At 44.6% G+C, this 19,147-nt stretch carries 24 protein-coding genes; 11 read left to right on the forward strand and 13 right to left on the reverse strand.

All coding sequences use genetic code 11. The features are described 5' to 3' along the window. From QUB20_RS24785 to QUB20_RS24800, 4 genes are all read right to left on the reverse strand, one after another. On the reverse strand, positions 1 to 1,219 hold a 1,219-nt coding region (locus tag QUB20_RS24785), incomplete at its 3' end, for a transposase (RefSeq protein WP_333291725.1). Positions 1,220 to 1,451: 232 nt separating this feature from the next. Further along, complete coding sequence (locus QUB20_RS24790) at positions 1,452 to 1,634, reverse strand: type II toxin-antitoxin system RelE/ParE family toxin (RefSeq protein ID WP_333056879.1); 183 nt, start codon at positions 1,632 to 1,634, stop codon at positions 1,452 to 1,454. Positions 1,635 to 1,673: 39 nt separating this feature from the next. Beyond that, positions 1,674 to 1,943, reverse strand: coding sequence for a type II toxin-antitoxin system ParD family antitoxin (locus QUB20_RS24795; RefSeq protein ID WP_333226134.1), 270 nt, complete (start codon positions 1,941 to 1,943; stop codon positions 1,674 to 1,676). A 69-nt stretch (positions 1,944 to 2,012) separates the two neighbouring features. Then, positions 2,013 to 3,269 carry a WD40 repeat domain-containing protein gene (locus tag QUB20_RS24800; RefSeq protein ID WP_333247889.1) on the reverse strand — a complete coding sequence of 419 codons (1,257 nt, stop codon included), beginning with the start codon at positions 3,267 to 3,269 and terminating at the stop codon, positions 2,013 to 2,015. 187 nt (positions 3,270 to 3,456) lie between these two features. Here QUB20_RS24800 and QUB20_RS24805 point away from each other — a divergent pair, with 187 nt between their 5' ends. Continuing rightward, positions 3,457 to 4,077, forward strand: a complete 621-nt coding sequence (locus tag QUB20_RS24805) for a hypothetical protein (RefSeq protein ID WP_333247887.1) — start codon at positions 3,457 to 3,459, stop codon at positions 4,075 to 4,077. Positions 4,078 to 4,153: 76 nt separating this feature from the next. After that, complete coding sequence (locus QUB20_RS24810) at positions 4,154 to 4,642, forward strand: hypothetical protein (RefSeq protein ID WP_333242544.1); 489 nt, start codon at positions 4,154 to 4,156, stop codon at positions 4,640 to 4,642. Between the two features lie 324 nt (positions 4,643 to 4,966). On the opposite strand, the gene QUB20_RS24815 is transcribed toward QUB20_RS24810, so the two are convergent. The 3 genes from QUB20_RS24815 to QUB20_RS24825 form a co-directional block, all read right to left on the reverse strand. Beyond that, entirely contained in the window at positions 4,967 to 5,653 is a 687-nt protein-coding gene (locus tag QUB20_RS24815; RefSeq protein WP_333055439.1) for a DivIVA domain-containing protein, read from the reverse strand. Continuing rightward, on the reverse strand, positions 5,536 to 6,114 hold the full coding sequence (coaD, locus tag QUB20_RS24820; RefSeq protein ID WP_333055440.1) for a pantetheine-phosphate adenylyltransferase: 579 nt from the start codon (positions 6,112 to 6,114) through the stop codon (positions 5,536 to 5,538). The genes QUB20_RS24815 and coaD overlap by 118 nt, the downstream gene beginning before the upstream one ends. Positions 6,115 to 6,307: 193 nt before the next feature. Then, a complete protein-coding gene (locus QUB20_RS24825; RefSeq protein WP_333247884.1) occupies positions 6,308 to 7,135 on the reverse strand; it encodes a M15 family metallopeptidase in 828 nt (275 codons plus the stop codon). Positions 7,136 to 7,190: 55 nt separating this feature from the next. On the opposite strand from QUB20_RS24825, the gene QUB20_RS24830 reads away from it, so the two are divergent. Beyond that, positions 7,191 to 7,334: a hypothetical protein gene (locus tag QUB20_RS24830; RefSeq protein ID WP_333247882.1), complete on the forward strand. Its 144-nt coding sequence runs from the start codon at positions 7,191 to 7,193 to the stop codon at positions 7,332 to 7,334. Positions 7,335 to 7,360: 26 nt separating this feature from the next. Here the strand turns inward: QUB20_RS24830 and QUB20_RS24835 are convergent, their stop codons facing one another. Both QUB20_RS24835 and QUB20_RS24840 read right to left on the reverse strand, forming a co-directional pair. Then, on the reverse strand, positions 7,361 to 7,585 hold the full coding sequence (locus tag QUB20_RS24835; protein WP_333209019.1) for a helix-turn-helix transcriptional regulator: 225 nt from the start codon (positions 7,583 to 7,585) through the stop codon (positions 7,361 to 7,363). A gap of 75 nt (positions 7,586 to 7,660) precedes the next feature. Next, on the reverse strand, positions 7,661 to 7,873 hold the full coding sequence (locus QUB20_RS24840; protein ID WP_293131940.1) for a helix-turn-helix domain-containing protein: 213 nt from the start codon (positions 7,871 to 7,873) through the stop codon (positions 7,661 to 7,663). 199 nt (positions 7,874 to 8,072) lie between these two features. On the opposite strand from QUB20_RS24840, the gene QUB20_RS24845 reads away from it, so the two are divergent. Continuing rightward, positions 8,073 to 8,513 (forward strand): hypothetical protein, encoded by a 441-nt coding sequence (locus tag QUB20_RS24845; protein WP_333247880.1) that lies wholly within the window; start codon positions 8,073 to 8,075, stop codon positions 8,511 to 8,513. Here the strand turns inward: QUB20_RS24845 and QUB20_RS24850 are convergent. The 3 genes from QUB20_RS24850 to QUB20_RS24860 all read right to left on the reverse strand — a co-directional run bounded on the left by QUB20_RS24850 (position 8,431) and on the right by QUB20_RS24860 (position 9,978). After that, positions 8,431 to 9,204 carry a GUN4 domain-containing protein gene (locus QUB20_RS24850; protein ID WP_333247878.1) on the reverse strand — a complete coding sequence of 258 codons (774 nt, stop codon included), beginning with the start codon at positions 9,202 to 9,204 and terminating at the stop codon, positions 8,431 to 8,433. The genes QUB20_RS24845 and QUB20_RS24850 overlap by 83 nt on opposite strands. Positions 9,205 to 9,275: 71 nt before the next feature. After that, positions 9,276 to 9,662: a transcriptional regulator gene (locus QUB20_RS24855; protein ID WP_333247876.1), complete on the reverse strand. Its 387-nt coding sequence runs from the start codon at positions 9,660 to 9,662 to the stop codon at positions 9,276 to 9,278. Then, on the reverse strand, positions 9,634 to 9,978 hold the full coding sequence (locus QUB20_RS24860; protein ID WP_333247874.1) for a type II toxin-antitoxin system RelE/ParE family toxin: 345 nt from the start codon (positions 9,976 to 9,978) through the stop codon (positions 9,634 to 9,636). Before QUB20_RS24860 ends, QUB20_RS24855 begins: the two co-directional genes overlap by 29 nt. A 273-nt stretch (positions 9,979 to 10,251) precedes the next feature. On the opposite strand from QUB20_RS24860, the gene typA reads away from it, so the two are divergent. The 7 genes from typA (at position 10,252) to QUB20_RS24895 (ending at position 17,102) form a co-directional block, all read left to right on the forward strand. Continuing rightward, positions 10,252 to 12,042: a translational GTPase TypA gene (gene typA / locus QUB20_RS24865; protein WP_333168526.1), complete on the forward strand. Its 1,791-nt coding sequence runs from the start codon at positions 10,252 to 10,254 to the stop codon at positions 12,040 to 12,042. A 324-nt stretch (positions 12,043 to 12,366) separates the two neighbouring features. Beyond that, positions 12,367 to 13,518 (forward strand): AAA family ATPase, encoded by a 1,152-nt coding sequence (locus tag QUB20_RS24870; RefSeq protein ID WP_333247872.1) that lies wholly within the window; start codon positions 12,367 to 12,369, stop codon positions 13,516 to 13,518. Next, positions 13,508 to 14,104 (forward strand): hypothetical protein, encoded by a 597-nt coding sequence (locus tag QUB20_RS24875; RefSeq protein ID WP_333247870.1) that lies wholly within the window; start codon positions 13,508 to 13,510, stop codon positions 14,102 to 14,104. The genes QUB20_RS24870 and QUB20_RS24875 overlap by 11 nt, the downstream gene beginning before the upstream one ends. 237 nt (positions 14,105 to 14,341) lie before the next feature. Beyond that, positions 14,342 to 15,214, forward strand: a complete 873-nt coding sequence (locus QUB20_RS24880) for a ParA family protein (RefSeq protein ID WP_333029965.1) — start codon at positions 14,342 to 14,344, stop codon at positions 15,212 to 15,214. Beyond that, positions 15,211 to 15,657, forward strand: coding sequence for a hypothetical protein (locus QUB20_RS24885; protein WP_333247868.1), 447 nt, complete (start codon positions 15,211 to 15,213; stop codon positions 15,655 to 15,657). Before QUB20_RS24880 ends, QUB20_RS24885 begins: the two co-directional genes overlap by 4 nt. A 68-nt stretch (positions 15,658 to 15,725) precedes the next feature. Then, positions 15,726 to 16,601, forward strand: a complete 876-nt coding sequence (locus QUB20_RS24890; RefSeq protein ID WP_333247866.1) for a DPP IV N-terminal domain-containing protein — start codon at positions 15,726 to 15,728, stop codon at positions 16,599 to 16,601. A 15-nt stretch (positions 16,602 to 16,616) separates the two neighbouring features. After that, a complete protein-coding gene (locus tag QUB20_RS24895) occupies positions 16,617 to 17,102 on the forward strand; it encodes a hypothetical protein (protein ID WP_333247864.1) in 486 nt (161 codons plus the stop codon). A gap of 141 nt (positions 17,103 to 17,243) precedes the next feature. On the opposite strand, the gene hpsL is transcribed toward QUB20_RS24895, so the two are convergent. Further along, a complete protein-coding gene (gene hpsL, locus QUB20_RS24900; protein WP_333247862.1) occupies positions 17,244 to 18,908 on the reverse strand; it encodes a hormogonium polysaccharide biosynthesis protein HpsL in 1,665 nt (554 codons plus the stop codon). Positions 18,909 to 19,147 lie beyond the last annotated feature (239 nt).

Below are 19,147 nucleotides of genomic sequence, written 5' to 3' on the forward strand. Positions count from 1 at the left end.
TTACCTGATTGGGACAGCTAATTAAATGCGTATCCCAGTCAAGAAAAAAAGAATTTTTATCAAACCGTCCAGAATTTTTGACCGGCCACGCCTTGCAAAATATCTGTAATTTATCATTCCGTTGTGTCACCCAATGACTAGATAAATAAGCCCGATCGATATGTAACTCAGATAGGTGAATATTTTGAAATTTCAAGTCACGTTCTAGGTCAACTGTAGCAGCAGATTCTGGAGTATTGGCGCGTGTCAACGCCACCGCGCAAACTACACCACTCTCTAAATCTTTAAGAACGTGGCGTTTATATCCATCTATTTTTTTAGAGCGGCTTTTACGCCCATGCCGCATATCTGGGTCTTCAATAGAAATGCGACGATCTTTGGCGACCCCTTTACTTAAACTCGGAACGCCTTGTGAGTCGAAAGTCACATTTTGGGATTCAATGACTCGGGCAACATCCAGAGTCTCTTGGACTACTTCAAATTCATCACAATCAGACTGGCTTTGCATCCATTCTTCCACTGAATTTAAGCTACTTAGGATAATTAAGAGTGCATTTTGACGCTCTACTGGATTATCCCAGTTTAAATCTAAAGCCGTTTTTAAGCTGGAACTATTAAGGATGGGTGCACCTGCTTCCAGGGCAATTTCTGCTGGCTCCCGCCCCTGCACAGCAGCTATCATGCTTACTGCTTTCCGCAAAGCATGACCCAATAGATTATATGTATCTTCGACTTTCCCGGCTCCCCATAACGGGGAGGAATCTAAAGCCGCTTTAAGTTGAGATGAGCCAAATCCACCTTTTTGTTTGGCAATTTCTACGGTGCGGTCAATTAAACGTTGGTCTAGTTCTTTTTTAATTAAGCCCTTTCTGAATCTCACCAAAGTGGCTTTGCTAAAAGGAGGACTTTCACAATTGAGACAATCAAGAACTAACTGCCAACGTTGATCCATGAGCATTTCTTCAATGACTTCATCATCAGAAATGCCTAAGTAGGCTTGCAGAATAATTGCCAAGGCAAGTTGTGCAGGAGGAACTGGGCCCTGACCTACTGTGCTGTCTTTAAAAATTGTAGCAAGTTCTTCTTGAAACTCATCATTAAATATAAATGAACGGTTCAGTCGAAGAAACGTGAATAACTTGGCTCGTTTAATGCGTTTGATAATCAACGATTCTCTTTCTGAGAGTTCAATTGGAGGATGCCATAAGTGAGGGCGCATAAGGTTTCTTCCTTCTTCCTGATTGTGAGAATTTAACAGGCTTCTCAATTCACATATCATTTTCAGTTTGTTTTGTCAACTCCTAATACTGAACCGACGCCCTAGCAATATGGCGACATTTTATGCAATGAGTTCTGAAAATGCGCTCGTCCTATCCTTCATCCGAATCTGAAAAAAGAGATTCCAAGTCGCGGTATCCATTCACTACGCGAACTACATCAATTCCATCTTCTCAGGGGTAATAAAAAACGATGTAATCATCGACAATAAATCCTCGCAAGCTGGGAGATAGCTGGCTATAATTTTTACCCATATTAGGAAAATCCGCCGTGACTTTACATCGTTCTCGAATCCTATCAAAAAGCTTACTTGCCGAACTGTAATTATTGCCAGCAATAGAAGGAGCAAATGTCATCTAAATCTTGAATTGCATCATCTGAGAAAGAATAGCTGCTCATAATCCAGACTCAGAAATTGAGCGAATTTTTTCCTGCAATCTGGCAAAAACTACTTCACCATCAGTCACTTTTCCTTGAGCAATTTGCTCAGTGCCGCTAGCAATTTTTTGTCTGAGTTCTGCCAGACGCTGCTGTTTCAGTGCACGATTTCTTTCTTCTAGCAGTTGCAATGCTTCGCTAATTAGTTCCTGAACGCTGTCATAGTTGCCACCTTGTAATTGCGAGAGCACGTAATTTTCCTGTTCTGGTGTTAGGGTAACATTCATTGTCTGGGCCCCTCTCAAAAACCTTAAATCAATTATACTCCAATAATTTAATCATGGCCCGTCACCTCTCTAATCTTCAATCCGCAGTTGCCAAAGTTTAACAGTACCATTCTCTCCGCCGCTGACGAGAGTTTCGCCCAAAAGCCCGATCGCCACCGCAGACACAGGGCTAGAATGTCCATCTAAAGTGTGCAGCAATTCGCCGCGAAGATTCCAAAGTCTAACAGTACCGTCAAAACACCCCACTGCAAAGTATTTCCCGTCGGGGCTAATTGCGGCGGCGGAAGTGATGCGAATTGCTGTTTGCAGTGAGTTCAATAATTCCCCTGTTTGCAAATTCCACAGTTTGATATTTTGGCCACCATGATTGACAAGAATTTGGCTATCGGAAGAAATCGCTACATAATTTTCGCTGCCAAATGTTCGTCTCACTTCGCCTCCCGGCAATTCCCACAAAGTGACTGTGGCGCGACAGAAACCGCTGGCTGCATTGAGGCCGCTGGCTACTAGCATTTTGCCGTTGGGACTCAGGGCGATCGCACTTATGTCATCCCCTTGATAGCCTTCCAAAACTTGCAGCCGTTGGCCGCTGTTGAGGTGCTGAAGCTTGATTGTGCCGCGGGTGGTGCCGATCGCCAAAATTTGCCAGTCGGGGCTTACGGCGACGGATTCGTGGCGGTGCACGTCTGCCAAACGCTTCAGCAGTTGGCCGTTTTGCAGGTTCCAGAGTTTGACTGTACCCGCGCGCGATCGCGTCAGCAGCGTTTTGCTGGCGGGGCTGAAAGCCACTAGCAATACGGCTGTTGAATGTCCGAAAATTGTCTGCTGCAGTTCCCCGCTGTGCAAACTCCAAATTTTCACTGTACTATCCTCTGATCCCGTTGCGAGGAATTGTCCGTCGGGACTGATAGCTGCAGACAAAATCCTGTCTGAATGGTGGAGAGTTGCTTTTAAGATGGCGCCGGTTGAGGTTTTTGGCTGCGTTTTATACCCGGCTATTTCCAGCCAGTCGATCGCATCTCTCCAATTTTTAAGAGCATTTCGGGGCCGATTTGTCAATAATTCTATGTATCTGTACAAAGTTTTTGACAAGTCAACTTCTACACCTTTGATTTGTTTGTTGAGAAATACCGCAATTTCGGCTGGGCTGTAGCCGCACAACAAGCCGCAGAGGTGCCGCTTTTCTACAGGTGTCAGCCCTCTTCTGGTGTGGGGGGCGAATTGTTGTTTGGCATTTGCCAAGTCGGTGTAAAGCTTTTGGATGTCCCAGCCTTTGCTTGCCCGTGCAAATGGTTCTTCGGGTCGATCGAGGGTTGAGAGTATCATTTGCGGCAGTCGCGATCGAGTTCCTAGTCAAATTCCTAACCTAAATCCTAACATTCGCTGTGCGCGATCGAACTGTTGTCACCGCTAATCTATTTTTAACACAGCAAACAGGGGAAAGAGTTTCAGGTTGAAAATCCGCTCTTTTACAGTTGTCAAAATAAGTATACATCTACTGGAGAAATAGAAAATGCCGGGAATTGCGATCGCCTTATTTTTTATCCTAGGTTTAGTTTTAAGTCTTGTTGGCTATTTTTGGGGATTAGTTCAAGCTTTTGGAGAGGAAACTATTTGGGGAGTGCTTTACTTGCTTGTCCCATTGGCATCATTGGTTTTTTATATCAAAAATTGGAGCAATGAAAAAATTAGAAAAACCTTCTTAATTCAATGTGCTGGATTGTTGATGTTTGTATTGGGAGGCATTACTACTTCAGTATTTTATGGCAAAAATTTTGTAAAAATCTCTGGCTCTGGATCTAATGTAGAGCAGGGGTATAACGAGCAATCGCCCTCTTCTTTTCCTTCTGGTTTCAACACTTCTCCATCACCCAATCAAGAGTTATCTCCTGCTTTAGAGCCATCTCCTACTTCTGCTGCACCTGTAACTAATCCTAATTCTGCACGTGTTGCTGCTCAAAATTCTGACTTCAAACAATCGATGAAACTCGGCTATATTTACTACGGACAGCGAGACTATCAAACCGCTTTAATCAATTTTAACAGAGCTTTACATATACGTCCGGGCGACGCTTATGCTGTCAAGGCTGTTTACAACACCAAAAGTGCGATCGTCCAAAGCAGTGTCAAATAATAATCGGTGCAGTAAAAATTGCATACAGCGAATAGATAAGTGATTCACAGGGTTGTTAAAAATCTCACCTTAAATAATGAAAATCATCAAGCAAACGCCAAATAGATTAATAATTAAAACAGCGAGCTTTTGGGATGGTTTGCTATTAATTTCTCCATTTATCGTTATGGGATTATTGCAGATTATTTTAGTATCAAATTGGATAGGTGGAGGTATCTTTCTGTTGTTTTCGCTGTCTTTGTTGGACGGGGCGATAGATGAAACATATATTTTTGATAAAACTCTTAGCAAAATGACCATTAAACGACGGGGTGTATGGCTTCATGATGTTACCGAATGCTCAACTCGCGAGATTTCTGCGGTGGAATTAGAGGAAATAGGAGATAGCGAGGGAAATCGTAGCTATTATGTTAATTTGTGGATGTTCGGGGGCGATATCATCTGTTTAAGAAGCTATTCACTAACAGAACAATACAAAATGGCTGACTTGATTCGCAGCTATATCTCGATTAAGGATAATCGCACGCTTAGCAATGTATTTGCCCTACAAATCAGTGAACCCTAGCTATAGCAATCCTAAATATTCAGATAAATTGGTAGGGGTAGTGCTAAGAGTGCCTACCCCCTATCTATCGGGCAACCGGGCGTGGGATTGCCCCTACAATAATTATGCAAATGATGCGAGGAGTGCTATATAGCAATCCTAAAAGAGTCGTAAATTTTTTACCCCATCCCAACCCTCCCCGCGGTTTCGGGGAGGGAGTAAGAAATTCACAAATTATGCGAGGATTGCTATAGAGACTATTGCGAAAAAAAATCTACTGCGAAAAAAAATCTACCTAAATTAGGTAGACTTTTAGAAATGTTCAAGCAATGAGTTCACTGTGGGCTAACCGTTGTTGTGATGAATGTGGGACGCAGAAACACTATCCAACTGATCGCGCCCGTTGCGGATCACGCGCAGCATATCGCTCAACTTGTGCTCGATATTATCGAGCACTTGGTCGGCATAATCATCGGCTCCGTTTTGAATTTCCTCGCATTCAGCCATCGCCCTGACTCTCATCTCTTCCAATTCCTCTTGAGCCTGGTAGCGAATTTGTTCGACTTCCGCCAGCGTCGCCTGCTGAATTGCCTCGCAGTCGAGCAAAACTTGCTGGCGCAACTGATCTGCCTCTATCTTCGCCTGCTGGAGCAGGCCCATATCGTTTAAAATTTCTGCCGCTCTCTGTTCTGCTGCTTCTATCACTTCCTGAGCGTAAAGTTCTGCCTCTTGAAGCAAGTCGTCCTTGTGCCGGATGATCGTCTCGGCTTCCTGAAAGGCGATCGGCAAATTTAGCCTCACCAAGTCTAACTGATCGAGCAACTGTTCTTCATCCACCAGAGTGCGTCTGGTCATGGGAATTCGCGGGCTGTCGAGAACAATTTCCTCAAGCCGATTCAATTCCCGCTGGATGTCTACTCCTGCGGTTCGGGTGGGATCTCCGAAGGTGGCTGTGTTCTGAGGTGATTCGTTCTCAGTGCCGCGTCCGGTAATGTCGGGTTCGATGCGAGTTGGTTCCTGCTGGCGTAACATTTGTAAATATCTAGGGCGACGTGTTTCGGAACAAGATGATCTACGGAGCCACCAAACTTGGCTATTTCTTTAACTACACTACTACTTAAAAAGCTGTACTCGTTAGAAGTTGCCAAAAAAACTGTTTCAATTTCACCCAGAAGGGTTTTATTGGTGTGGGCCATCTGGAGTTCCATTTCAAAATCTGTTAATACCCGGAGCCCCCGCAGCAGCACTTTGGCTTGTCGAATCTTAGCATAGTTTACTGTCAAACCCTCAAAACTGTCTACTTCTACATTTGGCAAGTGTTGGGTAGAGCGCCGGATCTGCTCGATCCGTTCCTCTACGGTGAAGAGAGGGGTTTTGCTGGGGTTTCTGACTACGGTAACAATTACCCGATCGAACAGTTTAGATCCCCGCTCGATAATGTCTGCGTGACCGAAGGTAATGGGGTCAAAGCTGCCTGGATAGATTGCAATCACGAGTTTGGCTCAACGGAGTGGGGGAGTGGAGGATTGGAGGAGTGGAGGAGTGGGAGAGTGGGAGAGTGGGAGAGTGGGAGAGTGGGGCAGTGGGAGAGTGGGGCAGTGGGAGATGTGGAAAATCTTCCTTCTTCCTTCTTCCTTCTTCCTTCTTCCTTCTTCCTTCTTCCTTCTTCCTTCTTCCTTCTTCCCTCTACTTTTTCATGGAATGAGCTTTGTAGAAAGTTTCGAGGCTTTGCTTGTCGCCCACAAACCGCCAGTGCCAAGGCTCGTAACTGACGCCTTGGCGATTGTTTCTGGGGAAGGACATTTCAAAGCTGAAGGCGACGGCGTTGGCTTCTAACCACTTGAATGCTTCGGTATTTTCAAAACTGGGGCTGAGGTTGTGTTCCGGGGCGGTGCCGTCGCCGATGTCGATCGCATAACCGGTGTGGTGTTCGCTGTAACCTGGAGGGGCGCTGACTTCGGCTCGCTTGCTGGCGTTTTGCCTGCGTTCGGCTTTCACATCAAAAAATACGTGCTGTTGGTCTTGCAGCGAGCGAAAGCCGGATATGGGAGCGAAATAGATGCCTGATGCTGCGGCGGCGTTGACCATTTCCTGATATTTTGCTGCTGCTGAGGTGCGGAGTTTGACGCTACCGTCGGAGGTGACGCTTACCAAGTCTTTGGCTGGTGCTTCTGGGTACGGCAAGTGTCCCAGCAGGTTTTCTGGGAGTGCGGGGACTTTTGGGGTGGTAGCTGGACTCGGGACAGACGGAGACGCGGAACTGGTGGGCGCTGAGTCTTGTTGAGTTTGCTCTGCCTGACTGGTGGCTGGGAACAAGTTAAAGTTGAGGTGCAGCCAGATGCTGACCCCAAAGGCTAAGGCGGCCAACCCTAGCAGTTTCCAAATCAGCCCTTTTTTCTTAGACTGACTCTGCCCTGCTTCTGGGTATGGGTGATCTCGCACTGCTTCTGGAATTTCGTCGGCGACAAGCTCCGAGGCTTGCGGGGGTTTTCTTGACAGACTAGCGTTATCCAAGCCAGCTCCACTCCTGCACTTCAATAAGGCTCAACGTTACAAATTGTAGATCGATATGGGCGATCGAACAGCTACAATTGCCGCTGAGAATATATCATCTCTTTCTGACCTCGCCCCGTCCCATCCGCCAACTCTCGCATCTGTTGCTTGGGCCTACAGTCGATCGTCCCTGCGAGGTCGAACTGGTTGGCGTTGGTAGCGCTGGTTTATTTTAAGTGTAATTTGTTACTGTTGTTCGACAAAATCCAACAATTCTTCGATCGACACATCAAACGTCCGGGCCAATTTTAGCAGAGCACCGATGTCAGCCATTGCCATACCGGGCGATCGGGCATAACTTTTAACAGTATTGTAGGATACCCCCGAGCGATCGGCTACTTCTTTGAGCGTCCAACCTTCCCTAGCCGCCAACTCTCTAATTCGCAATTTTATTAATTCGCCTCTTGACATGAGGGTGAAATCTCACCTATAAGGTTCTATATAAATAAACGTTATATCCCCGACTGAGGAAACGCCGGCGGCAACCTATTCTTCCACGACCTCAAACAAGTCTTCAATCAACACGTCAAAAGTTCGAGCTAATTTTTGCAGATAAGTAACGTCAACCGTTGCTAACCCGGGCGATCGGGCATAATTTTTCAGCGTGCTGTAGTGAACTCCCGAGCGATCGGCAACCTCTGTCAAAGTCCAGCCGTTTTCGGCGGCCAGCTCTCGAATCCGCAACCTCACCAATCCCATTCTTGACAAAGGGCAAGTATTTGCCTTAAAGTAATTAGATATTAAAGGGCGATCGCCCCCTGGCCTCAGAAACTAAAGGGCGATCACTTTTTCAGACAAACTCTCATCAAATGAGACACACCTAGTTAAATCAGACGCACTTATTCAAAACGCACTCATTCAATCAGATGCACACATTCAATCAGATGATGCACCCACTATGATAGCAACACAACACTCAGAAGCCAAGCAAATAAATCCACTTGCTCGCTTTGTCACCAAAGAAGCAGTTGCCAAAGTCTTGAAAGTCAAGCCAGAACAGATTCGGGACATTCGCTGCTGGGCTTACGTCATCCACGTTGTGGGAGTTGGCATCAGTCAATTTGTCAGCTACGCAGATATGCCGCCAATTTTAGGAGTCGAACCGCCGACACTGCAAGACTGCATCCGGTGGCGGAAACGCTGGAGAATCAGCCAATATCAAGCACCGATATTTTGGGTAGATTTTTATGAGGGGAAATTTCGGCAGTCTCGCGGTGTGGAAGAACTCTACAACTGGGGTAAGTTGGTAAGTAAGATTAAGCACGGGTTGTCAGAATTGCAGGTGGAGTTGCTGCGGAACATTTATTGTGTGGTGAAAGAGTGTATTGAGGCTTTTTGAGGAGATGAGCGGATTTTGTCCCTACTTTTTGTGAGTTGCAAATAACAGTCGCTCGGATTGCAGAGGCAAATTTGTTAAGCAATCGATCGCTTTTACTCAAGGTTAATTTGATGATGAATTTAAAGCCCGCTCTCCCCGAAGATCGCGCTCCCGTCTGGCACAAACTACAATACTCAAGCCTTTGAAAGAGAAGCTGCGCTCTATGGGGCGGTCGTCCTATTAAGCAAAACACCCAATGTATTTCGTTGCCGCCAACAGTCCAGCGATCGTTAGACTTAGAGAAAAACCCGAACTGACCCCATATATTAACTGGGAGGTGTCCAGGGGGGGCATTTAAATTGTAAGTGAGCTCGTCGCGGTACATCCATTTGCCGTCCGCGCGCCATCCGACGCGATCGCCCAACATATTCCAATCTTTGTAGAGAATCTCCCAAATCCGCTTCTGGACACTAAGACCAAAACGGCCTTTGCTGTACTTTAACCAGAGTTGGTCTATGGTAAGCAGGTCTTCGCAGAAAAAGCCTTTGATGTCTGCCAATAAGATGTCTGCTGGATGTTCTCTTCCTAAAACTTCCTTCAGCTTGTAAACTGTTTCCTCATCAGCTTCTTTCCACTTTTGGGCAGCTAATAAATTCCGCAGATTGCTGTAATCTACTCCTACTGCTGAAATCAAATTGTCATTGTTTATCATTGAATAAATCCCTCTATCAATTGCTACCTGACTAAGATAAACGACATTCAAGCAAGCTCGATCGACCAAAATCAAACATTACCAACTTCCGCCAATTCAGCAGCACTAACAGAATCTTTATCTTCGCCTTTATCCCCTTCATCAACCGCAACCGTTAACTTCAATCCCAAAGCCTTCAGCCAATTAGCCAAAGCATAAATTGTGGCGCTTCCATTCTGCGACAACAAAACATCTAATTTTTCCAGATGCAATGAGGCCTCCTCATCAGACATAATTGGTTCGCCCAGAGCTTCAAATACATCTCGAAGCGATTTTCGCATTATTCCCATCTCTAAATCGCCTTCTTCCTCTTCTTCAAATATCAGTGAGAGGTAAGCAGCAGCATAATTTGGGTCTTTGAAATTGGAAATTTTAAAAGAATGATAACTATCACTCGTCGGCACTTTGGCGTCTTTCATAATCTCTCCAGTATTCCTGAGCTTTAACAATGTCTTGGTCTTGAGTGCTTTTATCTCCACCGCACAGGATAAGCACAATCGTAGATCCCGCTTGTCCAAAGTAGATTCGGTAGCCCGGGCCATAGTCAATCCTTAATTCCCAGACTCCTGCGCCAACTGAGCGATAGTCTCCTAAGTTGCCACCGCTAACCCGCTGAAGCCTTTTATCAATCCTAATTTTAGCGTTAACATCCCGCAGGGTTGTAAACCATTCTGCAAAGGGAACTGTGCCATTTTGTCTGATATAACGCTGAATATCTCTGGGTTGTACTTCCATAAAGTCGATCGAACTTGCACCCTCATCTTAATATCGGCGATCGCCCCCTATCCAACCTTCTTCACCTGGGCCAACTCAAAATCACCGATCAAAAAAAACTCTGCCGTCAGGCGTGGTGTAACGCTCAATTTCACGCTTGTTGCGCTTCCATAATCTTGATTCTAGCGACGATCGCACTCCAATCTTACAGCCCCGCTCGATCGGCCCTTGACTTCATGCGCTACAATTATTAAGAAATCTTTAGTTAGATCCGTTTAACGTTCCAGACGCATTATGAGTCTTCCCATTCGCAACGTCGCCATCATTGCTCACGTCGATCACGGCAAAACCACCCTTGTGGACGCTCTCCTCAGACAGTCCGGGATCTTCCGCGAAGGGGAAGAAATCCCAGATTGCGTCATGGACTCCAACGACATCGAGCGCGAACGTGGCATTACCATCCTTTCCAAAAACACCGCCGTCAGGTACGGAGAAACCCTGATCAACATCGTCGATACCCCCGGACACGCGGACTTCGGCGGAGAAGTCGAACGAGTTCTCGGCATGGTTGACGGCTGTCTGCTGATCGTAGACGCCAACGAAGGCCCGATGCCGCAAACCCGGTTCGTGCTCAAAAAAGCCCTAGAAAAAGGACTGCGCCCGATCGTCTTTGTGAATAAGATCGATCGCGAGCGAGCAGACCCCCACAAAGCCGTCGATAAAGTTTTGGATCTGTTCCTCGAACTAGGTGCTGACGACGATCAGTGCGAATTTCCCTACCTCTTCGGTTCCGGCTTAAGCGGTTACGCCAAAAAACACCTCGAAGACGAAGGGGTAGATATGAAGCCCCTCTTTGAAGAAATCCTCGACCACGTACCGCCCCCCGTCGGCGACCCCAACAAGCCGCTGCAACTGCAAGTAACCACCTTAGATTACTCAGAATACGTCGGTCGCATCGTCATCGGCCGCATCCACAACGGCACGATTAGAATCGGTCAACAAGCAGTCTTAATCACCGAAAGCGGCGCGCTTGTCAAATCAAAAATTACCAAATTGATGGGCTTTGAAGGCCTGAAGCGGATTGATATCCCAGAATCTTCTGCTGGTAATCTTGTCGCCGTTGCCGGTTTTGCTGATGCGTATATTGGCGAGACAATTACCTGCCCCAACGACCCGCAAGCGCTGCCTTTAATCAAGGTAGACGAACCGACTTTGCAGATGACTTTCTCTGTGAACGATTCGCCGTTCTGCGGTCAAGAAGGAAGTTTGGTGACATCGCGTCAAATTCGCGATCGGCTAATGCGAGAACTCCAAACTAACGTCGCCTTGCGCGTCGAAGAAACCGACTCTCCCGACAAATTTCTCGTATCCGGCCGTGGCGAACTCCACCTCGGAATCCTGATCGAAAATATGCGTCGCGAAGGATACGAATTCCAAGTATCTCAACCGCAAGTAATCTTCCGCGAAGTCGGCGGTCGTCCCTGCGAACCCTTTGAATGTTTGGTGTTAGACGTACCCGAAGAAGCAGTCGGAGGCTGCATCGAACGCCTCGGTCAGCGGAAAGCAGAAATGCAAGATATGCACGTCAGCAGCACCGGTCGCACCCAAATCGAATTTTCAGTCCCCGCTCGCGGTTTGATTGGATTCCGAGGCGAGTTCATGCGCTTGACTCGCGGCGCTGGAATTATGAACCACAGCTTCCTCGACTATCGCCCCCTCGGTGGAGAAATTGTCGCCCGTCGCAACGGAGTATTGATTTCCTTTGAAGAAGGAGTTGCAACTACTTATTCACTGAAAAATGCTGAAGACCGCGGCGTGTTTTTCATTACCCCCGGAACCAAGGTTTACAGAGGGATGATTATCGGAGAAAACAACCGAGATGACGACATGGAGCTGAATATTTGCAAGTCGAAGCAGTTGACAAACCACCGCGCATCTGGCGGTGAAGAGTTGGCGCAATTGCAAGCACCAGTCGATATGAGTTTGGAGCGTGCTTTGGAGTACATCGGTCAGGATGAATTGGTGGAAGTAACACCACAATCAATTCGTTTGCGGAAGGTTTCTAAGAAGTTGGTCAAACGCTAAAACAACTTGAGGGCTGGCGGCAAAATTGCCAGCCCTTAATGTCAACTTCAAACTGTATTTAAAGGCCATATTAATAATTGTAAAAACAGAGTAATTATGAGGAAAATCTAAATTGGAGAAGCAATTAAGCAGATGGAACCATGAAAACCACCGTTGAACTTAACTAAGAATTGGTTAAAGAAGCCTTTCGGTTAACCAATTTCAAGACATAAAAATAACTAATTGGCTTGGCTTTGCAAGTACAAAGTCTTGTGTGAGAACGAATGTATTTATAATCTGCCCTTAAATTGCTCATTATCCTAACGTTTATCAATAATAAAAATTATGCTGAAGAGAATTTATGTAAATAATTTTAGATGCCTGGTCAATTTTGAATTGACAGTAGATAGCTTAAATCTCTTTCTGGGTTCAAATGGATCGGGCAAAACTACCGTTTTCGAGGTTTTAAGAAAACTACAGAAATTTATTTTAGGCGAGCAAGCTTTACAGCGAGAGTATAGGGTATCAGATTTGTTTGCAAGCAAGGATTTAACAAGATGGCAAAAATCAAACATTCAAAAATTTGAATTGGATATTCAAGGAAATGGTGGCATTTATAAATATACCCTAGAGATCGAACATCAAAGAGACTATGCACCTCCTAGAATGCGACTAGAAAGCTTAACTTTTGACGGACAACCTCTGTTTAATTTCTGGTTTGATCCAGGCGATATAGGTATAACTGTAGGCCAAGCTAGGTTGTATTATGACGATCCCGATCGTGAAGGTGCTTTCTTTCCGTTCTTTGATGGGTCGCGTTCTGGCATTGGTTTGATTTACGAGAGACATGACAATCTAAAGCTTACATGGTTCAAAAAACGGATTTCTAACTTTTTTATTGTACAGATAAATCCTTTTGTAATGGGTTCAGAAAGCCGTAATGAGGCAAGTTTACCCAACTGGGATATGTCAAACTATGCAGCTTGGTACAGCTATTTATCTCAAGAATCTCAAGGTAAAATACTTAAACTAACGCTGGAATTACAAAAGATTATCCCAGGATTTGATTCTTTTCAAAATTCTAAATCCGGTGATGTTAGGATTTTGTCAGCATCTTTTACCCGTCCCAGCAAGGCTGCTTATAGGCTTAATGAATTATCGCACGGTCAAAAAGCTTTAATTGCTCTATACACCTTAATATATTGTTCTCCTGATGATAATTTTACTTTGTGTATTGATGAACCAGAAAATTTCCTGGCTTTACCGGAAATAAAACCTTGGTGGGGTAGGGTGATGGACTATTGTGTGGAAAATCAAGCACAAGCAATGTTAATTTCTCATCACCCCTCATTAATTAATTACTTAGCAAGCAATTCAGGTTATTGGTTTGAACGAAGAGATAATGAAGCTGTCCGCGTGCGGCGAATTACTGATACTGAAGAAGAAGGTTTATCAGTTGCTAAGCTTATAGAACTTGGATGGATTTATGACGAGTAGAGATGATTTACCAGAAGTAACTATTCTCTGTGAAGATATTGACCAAGAGCGATTTATCAGACAATATCTGATCTGCCGGGGCTTGGACGATCGCAAAATTAAAGACTTTAGCAATCCTAAAGGGAGAGTAATTGAGAATAACAATGCTTTGATAGTCAAGTATTATCCAGCTCTTATGAAAAGTTATAGAAGAACACGTAAGTACAGAAATATTGCTGTAGTGGTAATGATTGATGCTGATGAAGATAGCTTGGACGATCGAATGCGTTCTTTAAATATAGCATTAGACGAAACAGCAGGTAATTTAAACAGAGATCCGCGACTGCGTGACGAAAAAGTTGCTATTTTTGTGCCCGCCCGAAATATTGAAACGTGGTTTTATTACATTAATAACAATATGGAAGGGCAAGAATGTAATGAAAATACTGATTATAAAGATAAAAAAATGAGTGCAGAAGAGAGGATTGAACTAGCTAAAAGAGCGGCAAAAAAATTGGCTACAGAAATATGTCATCAGGGAGTCGATCGCATTACTTTGCCTTCTCTCCGTTATGCGTGTAGGGAGTTGCAAAGGCTACAGTTGTAAAGAATGAGTTAGTTGATGTGACATGATGTTCTGTTATATCCCCGATTTCTTAAAGCCATCGAGTATCTGGGTTTTCTGTTTTGTTTAAGTTCTTCTACTTAGTTAATGATATAATATCAAACTTTCCTTTTTATATAGCAATTGGCACCTAGTGACCCTAATGTACGATCGCGCGATCGACTAACCGCCACAATATGTTTTAATAAAAAATTGAGCAAAATCCAAACAAAGCCAGCCATGAGTCCTAAATCAATAGCCGTAATCAACTTCAAAGGCGGTGTCGGAAAGACTACCGTCACTTGGAGTCTGGGAAATATTATATCCCAAGGAACCGACTTAGAAGTCTTGATGCTAGACTTAGATCCGCAAATGTCGCTCACAGAGGCGATCGGACTTAACGAAAATACTGGTCATTTAGATGATAAGTTTGGTAAGTGGTACGAAAAATCTCTGAAGCATAGACTTACAATTTACGACGCTCTAGAAGTCTTTAAAAAAGCCGGACAGAATTTTAAATTTCCCGTTGGTTTCGACACCATTTATCAGATTGACGAACAGTTACATTTTGTCCCTTCAGTTGAAGAATTGTATTGGTTGGATATCGATGGATTTGAGGGGAAAAGTGTTAAAGACTTCATCCGCCGATTCATCGGCAAAATCGCCAACTCTGCCAATCTCCCCAAATACGACTTGATGCTTTTTGACTGTTCGCCTTCCTTCAGTCTCCTCACCTACAGCGTACTCTCTTGCTGCGACTTAATATTGATTCCCGTCAATCCCGATTATTTTGGTTCTAGGGGATTAAGTTTAGTTTTAAACTCGCTCCAAAAACGGATTGAGCCTTATCCGTTTCCCAAGATAGCAGTATTTATGAATAAAGCTAAAACCTATGGAGGATTGCTGACAAATGAAGTTCAGTTTTACATGAGAGAAGTAAAGAGACTTTGCGATGAGATATCCAAAGATAATAACATAGAAGTTAGATTTTTAGAATCGACGATTCGGGAAAGCGTCGGGCTAAAACGGGCGATTAATGAGGGAGAACTGCCGCGAGAATTAGTTAGAGAATTTGAAAAACTATGGCGCGAGTGTGAGGAGTATCTGAAATGAGTAAAAAAGAAATTTTGGCTGCTTCCGAACAAGAAAGCGGGGGGTTAGTTGAGGAAATTGGCGAACTTAAGGAAATCTTGCGGGACGTTGCTCGAAAATTAACCCGGCTTGAGACTCAAGTCAAGCGGGGAGTGATTTCTGCTGGTTCAAAAACTTCGGATATTCCCAGGGGTGCTGATGTTAATAAACCTGTTAATTTATCGGCGGCTAATGTTCTAGAAGTTTATGAAGAACTTCGTTTACAAGCTAAGAAGGGTAATGAAGAAGAGGTGAGGCAAAAGTTGTTGGCAATGAGTGCAACTGACTTGAACTTAATGTGTTGCGAGTTAGGGATGCCACCCAGCAGCAAGAATCCGTCCCGCAAAAAAATGTTTGAGCTAATTATTGGCAGAATTAAACAGAGTTTGAGGCTGTCGCGGCATATAGACCGACAAACACTTTGAAAATTAGCAGAGGAATCGATAAAATGCGTTTTAACTTGCATTTCCCTCTGCGATATGGAACAGGCAAGATGCCCGTTCCACAAAAGCTTGTTCCACAAGATTTTCAGTTGAGTGTGGGGAGTAGGGGTTGGGAATCTTGGCCGCCCCTGAAAAGCTTGTTGCAAATTATGCAACTTTTCACCTTCCATAAATTATGGCCGATAAGTTCGATCGCCCTCATCTCCCTAACACTCTTAATCAGCTTGTTTTTGAGCCTTCACAGCCCTCCCCCAACCGCAGCCCAAAAACCAAGGATACTAGCGTTTACCGCCCTCCAGATGCGGGGCAGCGAGCCCAGAAACAGTTTATTTGCCCTCAATGCTACCAGTTCCGGTCGCCGCGAACTTACACCTAATATAGATGTTAACAGTCCCCTCGTGTGGTCGCCCAACGGCCAGCGACTGGCTTTCGTTGGCGGATACAGCGACATCTATACAGTCAATGCTGACGGTTCTCGACTAACTAAACAGTTTGCTGAGGGTGGTTGCAAAGCACCTAATTTTGAAATAGCTTGGTTTTCCAACAGCCAGAAACTTGTTTTTGCCCGTTCTTGCGACGGTTTTACCTCTGATGCTCCCGGTAGCCAATCACTTTATACAAGCGACACTTCTGGCATCCAAGGAACTAAATTAGTTCGGGAATTGGAAGTAGGAGGAGAGCCACCTAAAACAGAAATTTCATCAGAATTTTACCTTTCGCCGGACGGTCAGCAAGTAGCATTTGTCAAGGATAAAAATATCTACAAAATGAATGCCGACGGTTCGGTAATGACCAAACTAACTAAAACTCCCGGCGAATATATATCCGGCGGCAGTCAACTTGCTTGGTCGCCCGATCGCACAAAAATAGCTTTCCTGTTCGGCGCTTATCCGAAACAGCAAATTTACACCATTAATGCCGATTGAACCAACCTCAAAAATTTGACAAACAACCCGCAACATCAGGTTTACAACGTCAAATTATTTTGGTCGCCAGACAGCAGCCGCATTGCTTACTATTACAATAAACCAGGCGATTCAGCAGGCGAACAGCAAGATATTTACCTGCTCGACATTAACCGGGGGACAGCCAAGAACCTCACCCAAAAACCCAGAAACTACGACGAAATTTCGTGGTCGCCGGATGGCAAATTTATTGCTTTCGTCGCCGGAGAGTTCAACAATCAAAAACTCTACACAATCAATGCTGACGGCAACCAGCTAAATCAACTAGCTACCAGGCTAAAACCGTCACAAATTTCAGAATTAGCTTGGTATTCTGACAGCAACCAAATTGCTTTTATATATAATGAAACCGAAGGCGAAAAAAGCAAGTTGTATGTAATTAATCTGGACGGTTCAGGATTGACTAAATTGACAAACGACAAAGATTTGTATCCTGGCAATCCGGTTTGGCAACCGCAGTAAACTTAAGAGCCACAATATGCTGTAGGGGTGGGTTTGATCACAGATAAACCCAGCAGGGCGGGCTATATTGGCATTCCCCCGCAGCGAAAGCGGGTTACTTAACAAGAAAAAATCCACCAAACTCAACACTCAGAAAAATTCTCAAATTGGGGAAGATGAAAGAATTTTTTTCTCCTTTAATGGCTGGTGAACTTGCAATTCATTTGACTCAACTTCCTGCTGTTTTTCATCCTGTACCTGTTTATCAATTTTGGGCAACTTTAAAATCGCTCCAGCTAAAACCCAATAATACACCGACACTGGATCTACATCCAGCGGATAGTATTGAGTATTGATCGTAATAAAGGCAACAAACACCCAAAAACTAGCTCCGTAACTCCGCAAACTTTTGTCCTTGACAGATCGGTAAGCTCTAAAAGTTAGAAAAGCTAAGTGTAAAAGCATCATCTGAAAACTAATCATTCCCGGATAACCGAGTTCGTATATCAACTTAGGTTGAAAAGTTTCAATTAGCTGCGTGGCACCAAATATTCGCGTTGAATTAGTTGCTCGTCCCACACCTCTACCGAGAGGTTTGTCAATGATAAAATTGTTGCTCTGCTCGAACTGATTAAAGAGAAACTGCTGGGGCGGTGCAGCATTCCAGCGACTAACAAAACTCTCCCACCGCTGCTCGATAATTCCCGGGTTAATAGCTGCACCGACAAACAGCAGAATCGCCAGTCCAGCACCGATGGGAATAAATCGTTTTAAATTAACTAATTGACCGGTGAGAACTAGCAGGATTGCTGTAGCAACGGGAACCATAACTAAAGCAGCTCTTTGACCGGAAATAACTGCATTGGCAAATACTAATGCCATGCCAAATAAACCGATAACTCGCCACCAGAAGGAAGGGTCGCAAAAGGCAGAGGCAAAGGTTAAAAAAGCATTAGAAATTAAAAACCACGCCCACTGCCAAGGCGCGACAAAAGTTCCCGGCAAGCGGACAAACTTGACTTCTGGACTGAACACCAAGGAACCGCCGACAAAACATCTAGCTTCCAACGTTGCTTTATATAATTCTGCTCCGATCATGCCTCTGGTTCCCGCACACTTTCCACTTTGCAGCAACAGGTACTGAATCAAACCGAGAAGGCAGCAAACGATCGCCAAAACGATGTGCATTCGACTAAAAAACACCAAATCCTTCTTAGTGCGGAGCAGATAATAGGTACAAGCAATCAGCGGTATGTAACCTATCAATACTTTTAAGCCGAGAATTCCTTGCAGAATTGGTTTGTCGCCGCCCCTAGGGTTGAGCTGCATCTCCCCGTTGACAAAAATTAAAGTCAGCATTGCCATCATCAACAGGATGCTGAAGGTAGAAAGCATTTGTTTGGGAATGAACAGGGGCAACTGTTTATTTTTGCAGCTTTGAATTAGGGCGATGAGAGCTGGTATGTAGAAAGCATCTTTGGCTACTTGAAATGCAGGATTGCCGCCGCCAATTGCGTAGGTAATTGTACCACTGAAAGGCAGGTAAATTAGAAAAGTCCACAAAGCTTGACGGGGGTATTTGTAGGAAAGCAGCAAGATGGCTGCGGCTGCGCCTCCTCCAATAGCAATCTTAGGGCCGGCTACGAAAAACAGGGGAATGCTGAGAGCAAAGGTGATTAAGCAGCTTATGGCGATCGCCTGCACCAATTCATTGCGCTTTTGTGAAGTTTTGCGTTTTTGTGCTGCTACTTCTTTTTTGCTTAGCGCTGTTGTTTTTTCGCTATGCTTGTGTTTGGATTTCTTGGATTTGCGCTTGGTTTTCAACATAATTTCTAAAAGGCACTTATGTAGAAGGCTGAAGGCACTCTGATGTAGAAGGCACTCTGATGTAAAAGGTAGAAGGCAGAATGAAGAGAATCAAAAATAGGTCGGCAGATATGGTTAGGGATGAGAATTAAATAAAATCCACTTTTCATGACTGTTGTGGGATGGGCGTCCCGCCCGCCCCGAAAGGACGGGCGGGACGCCCATCCCACAAGAAAAAAGGGAAATTATTTAATTGACTA

This window comes from Microcoleus sp. B4-C2 (assembly GCF_036705265.1).
In the GTDB taxonomy this organism is placed as follows: Bacteria; Cyanobacteriota; Cyanobacteriia; order Cyanobacteriales; family Microcoleaceae; genus Microcoleus.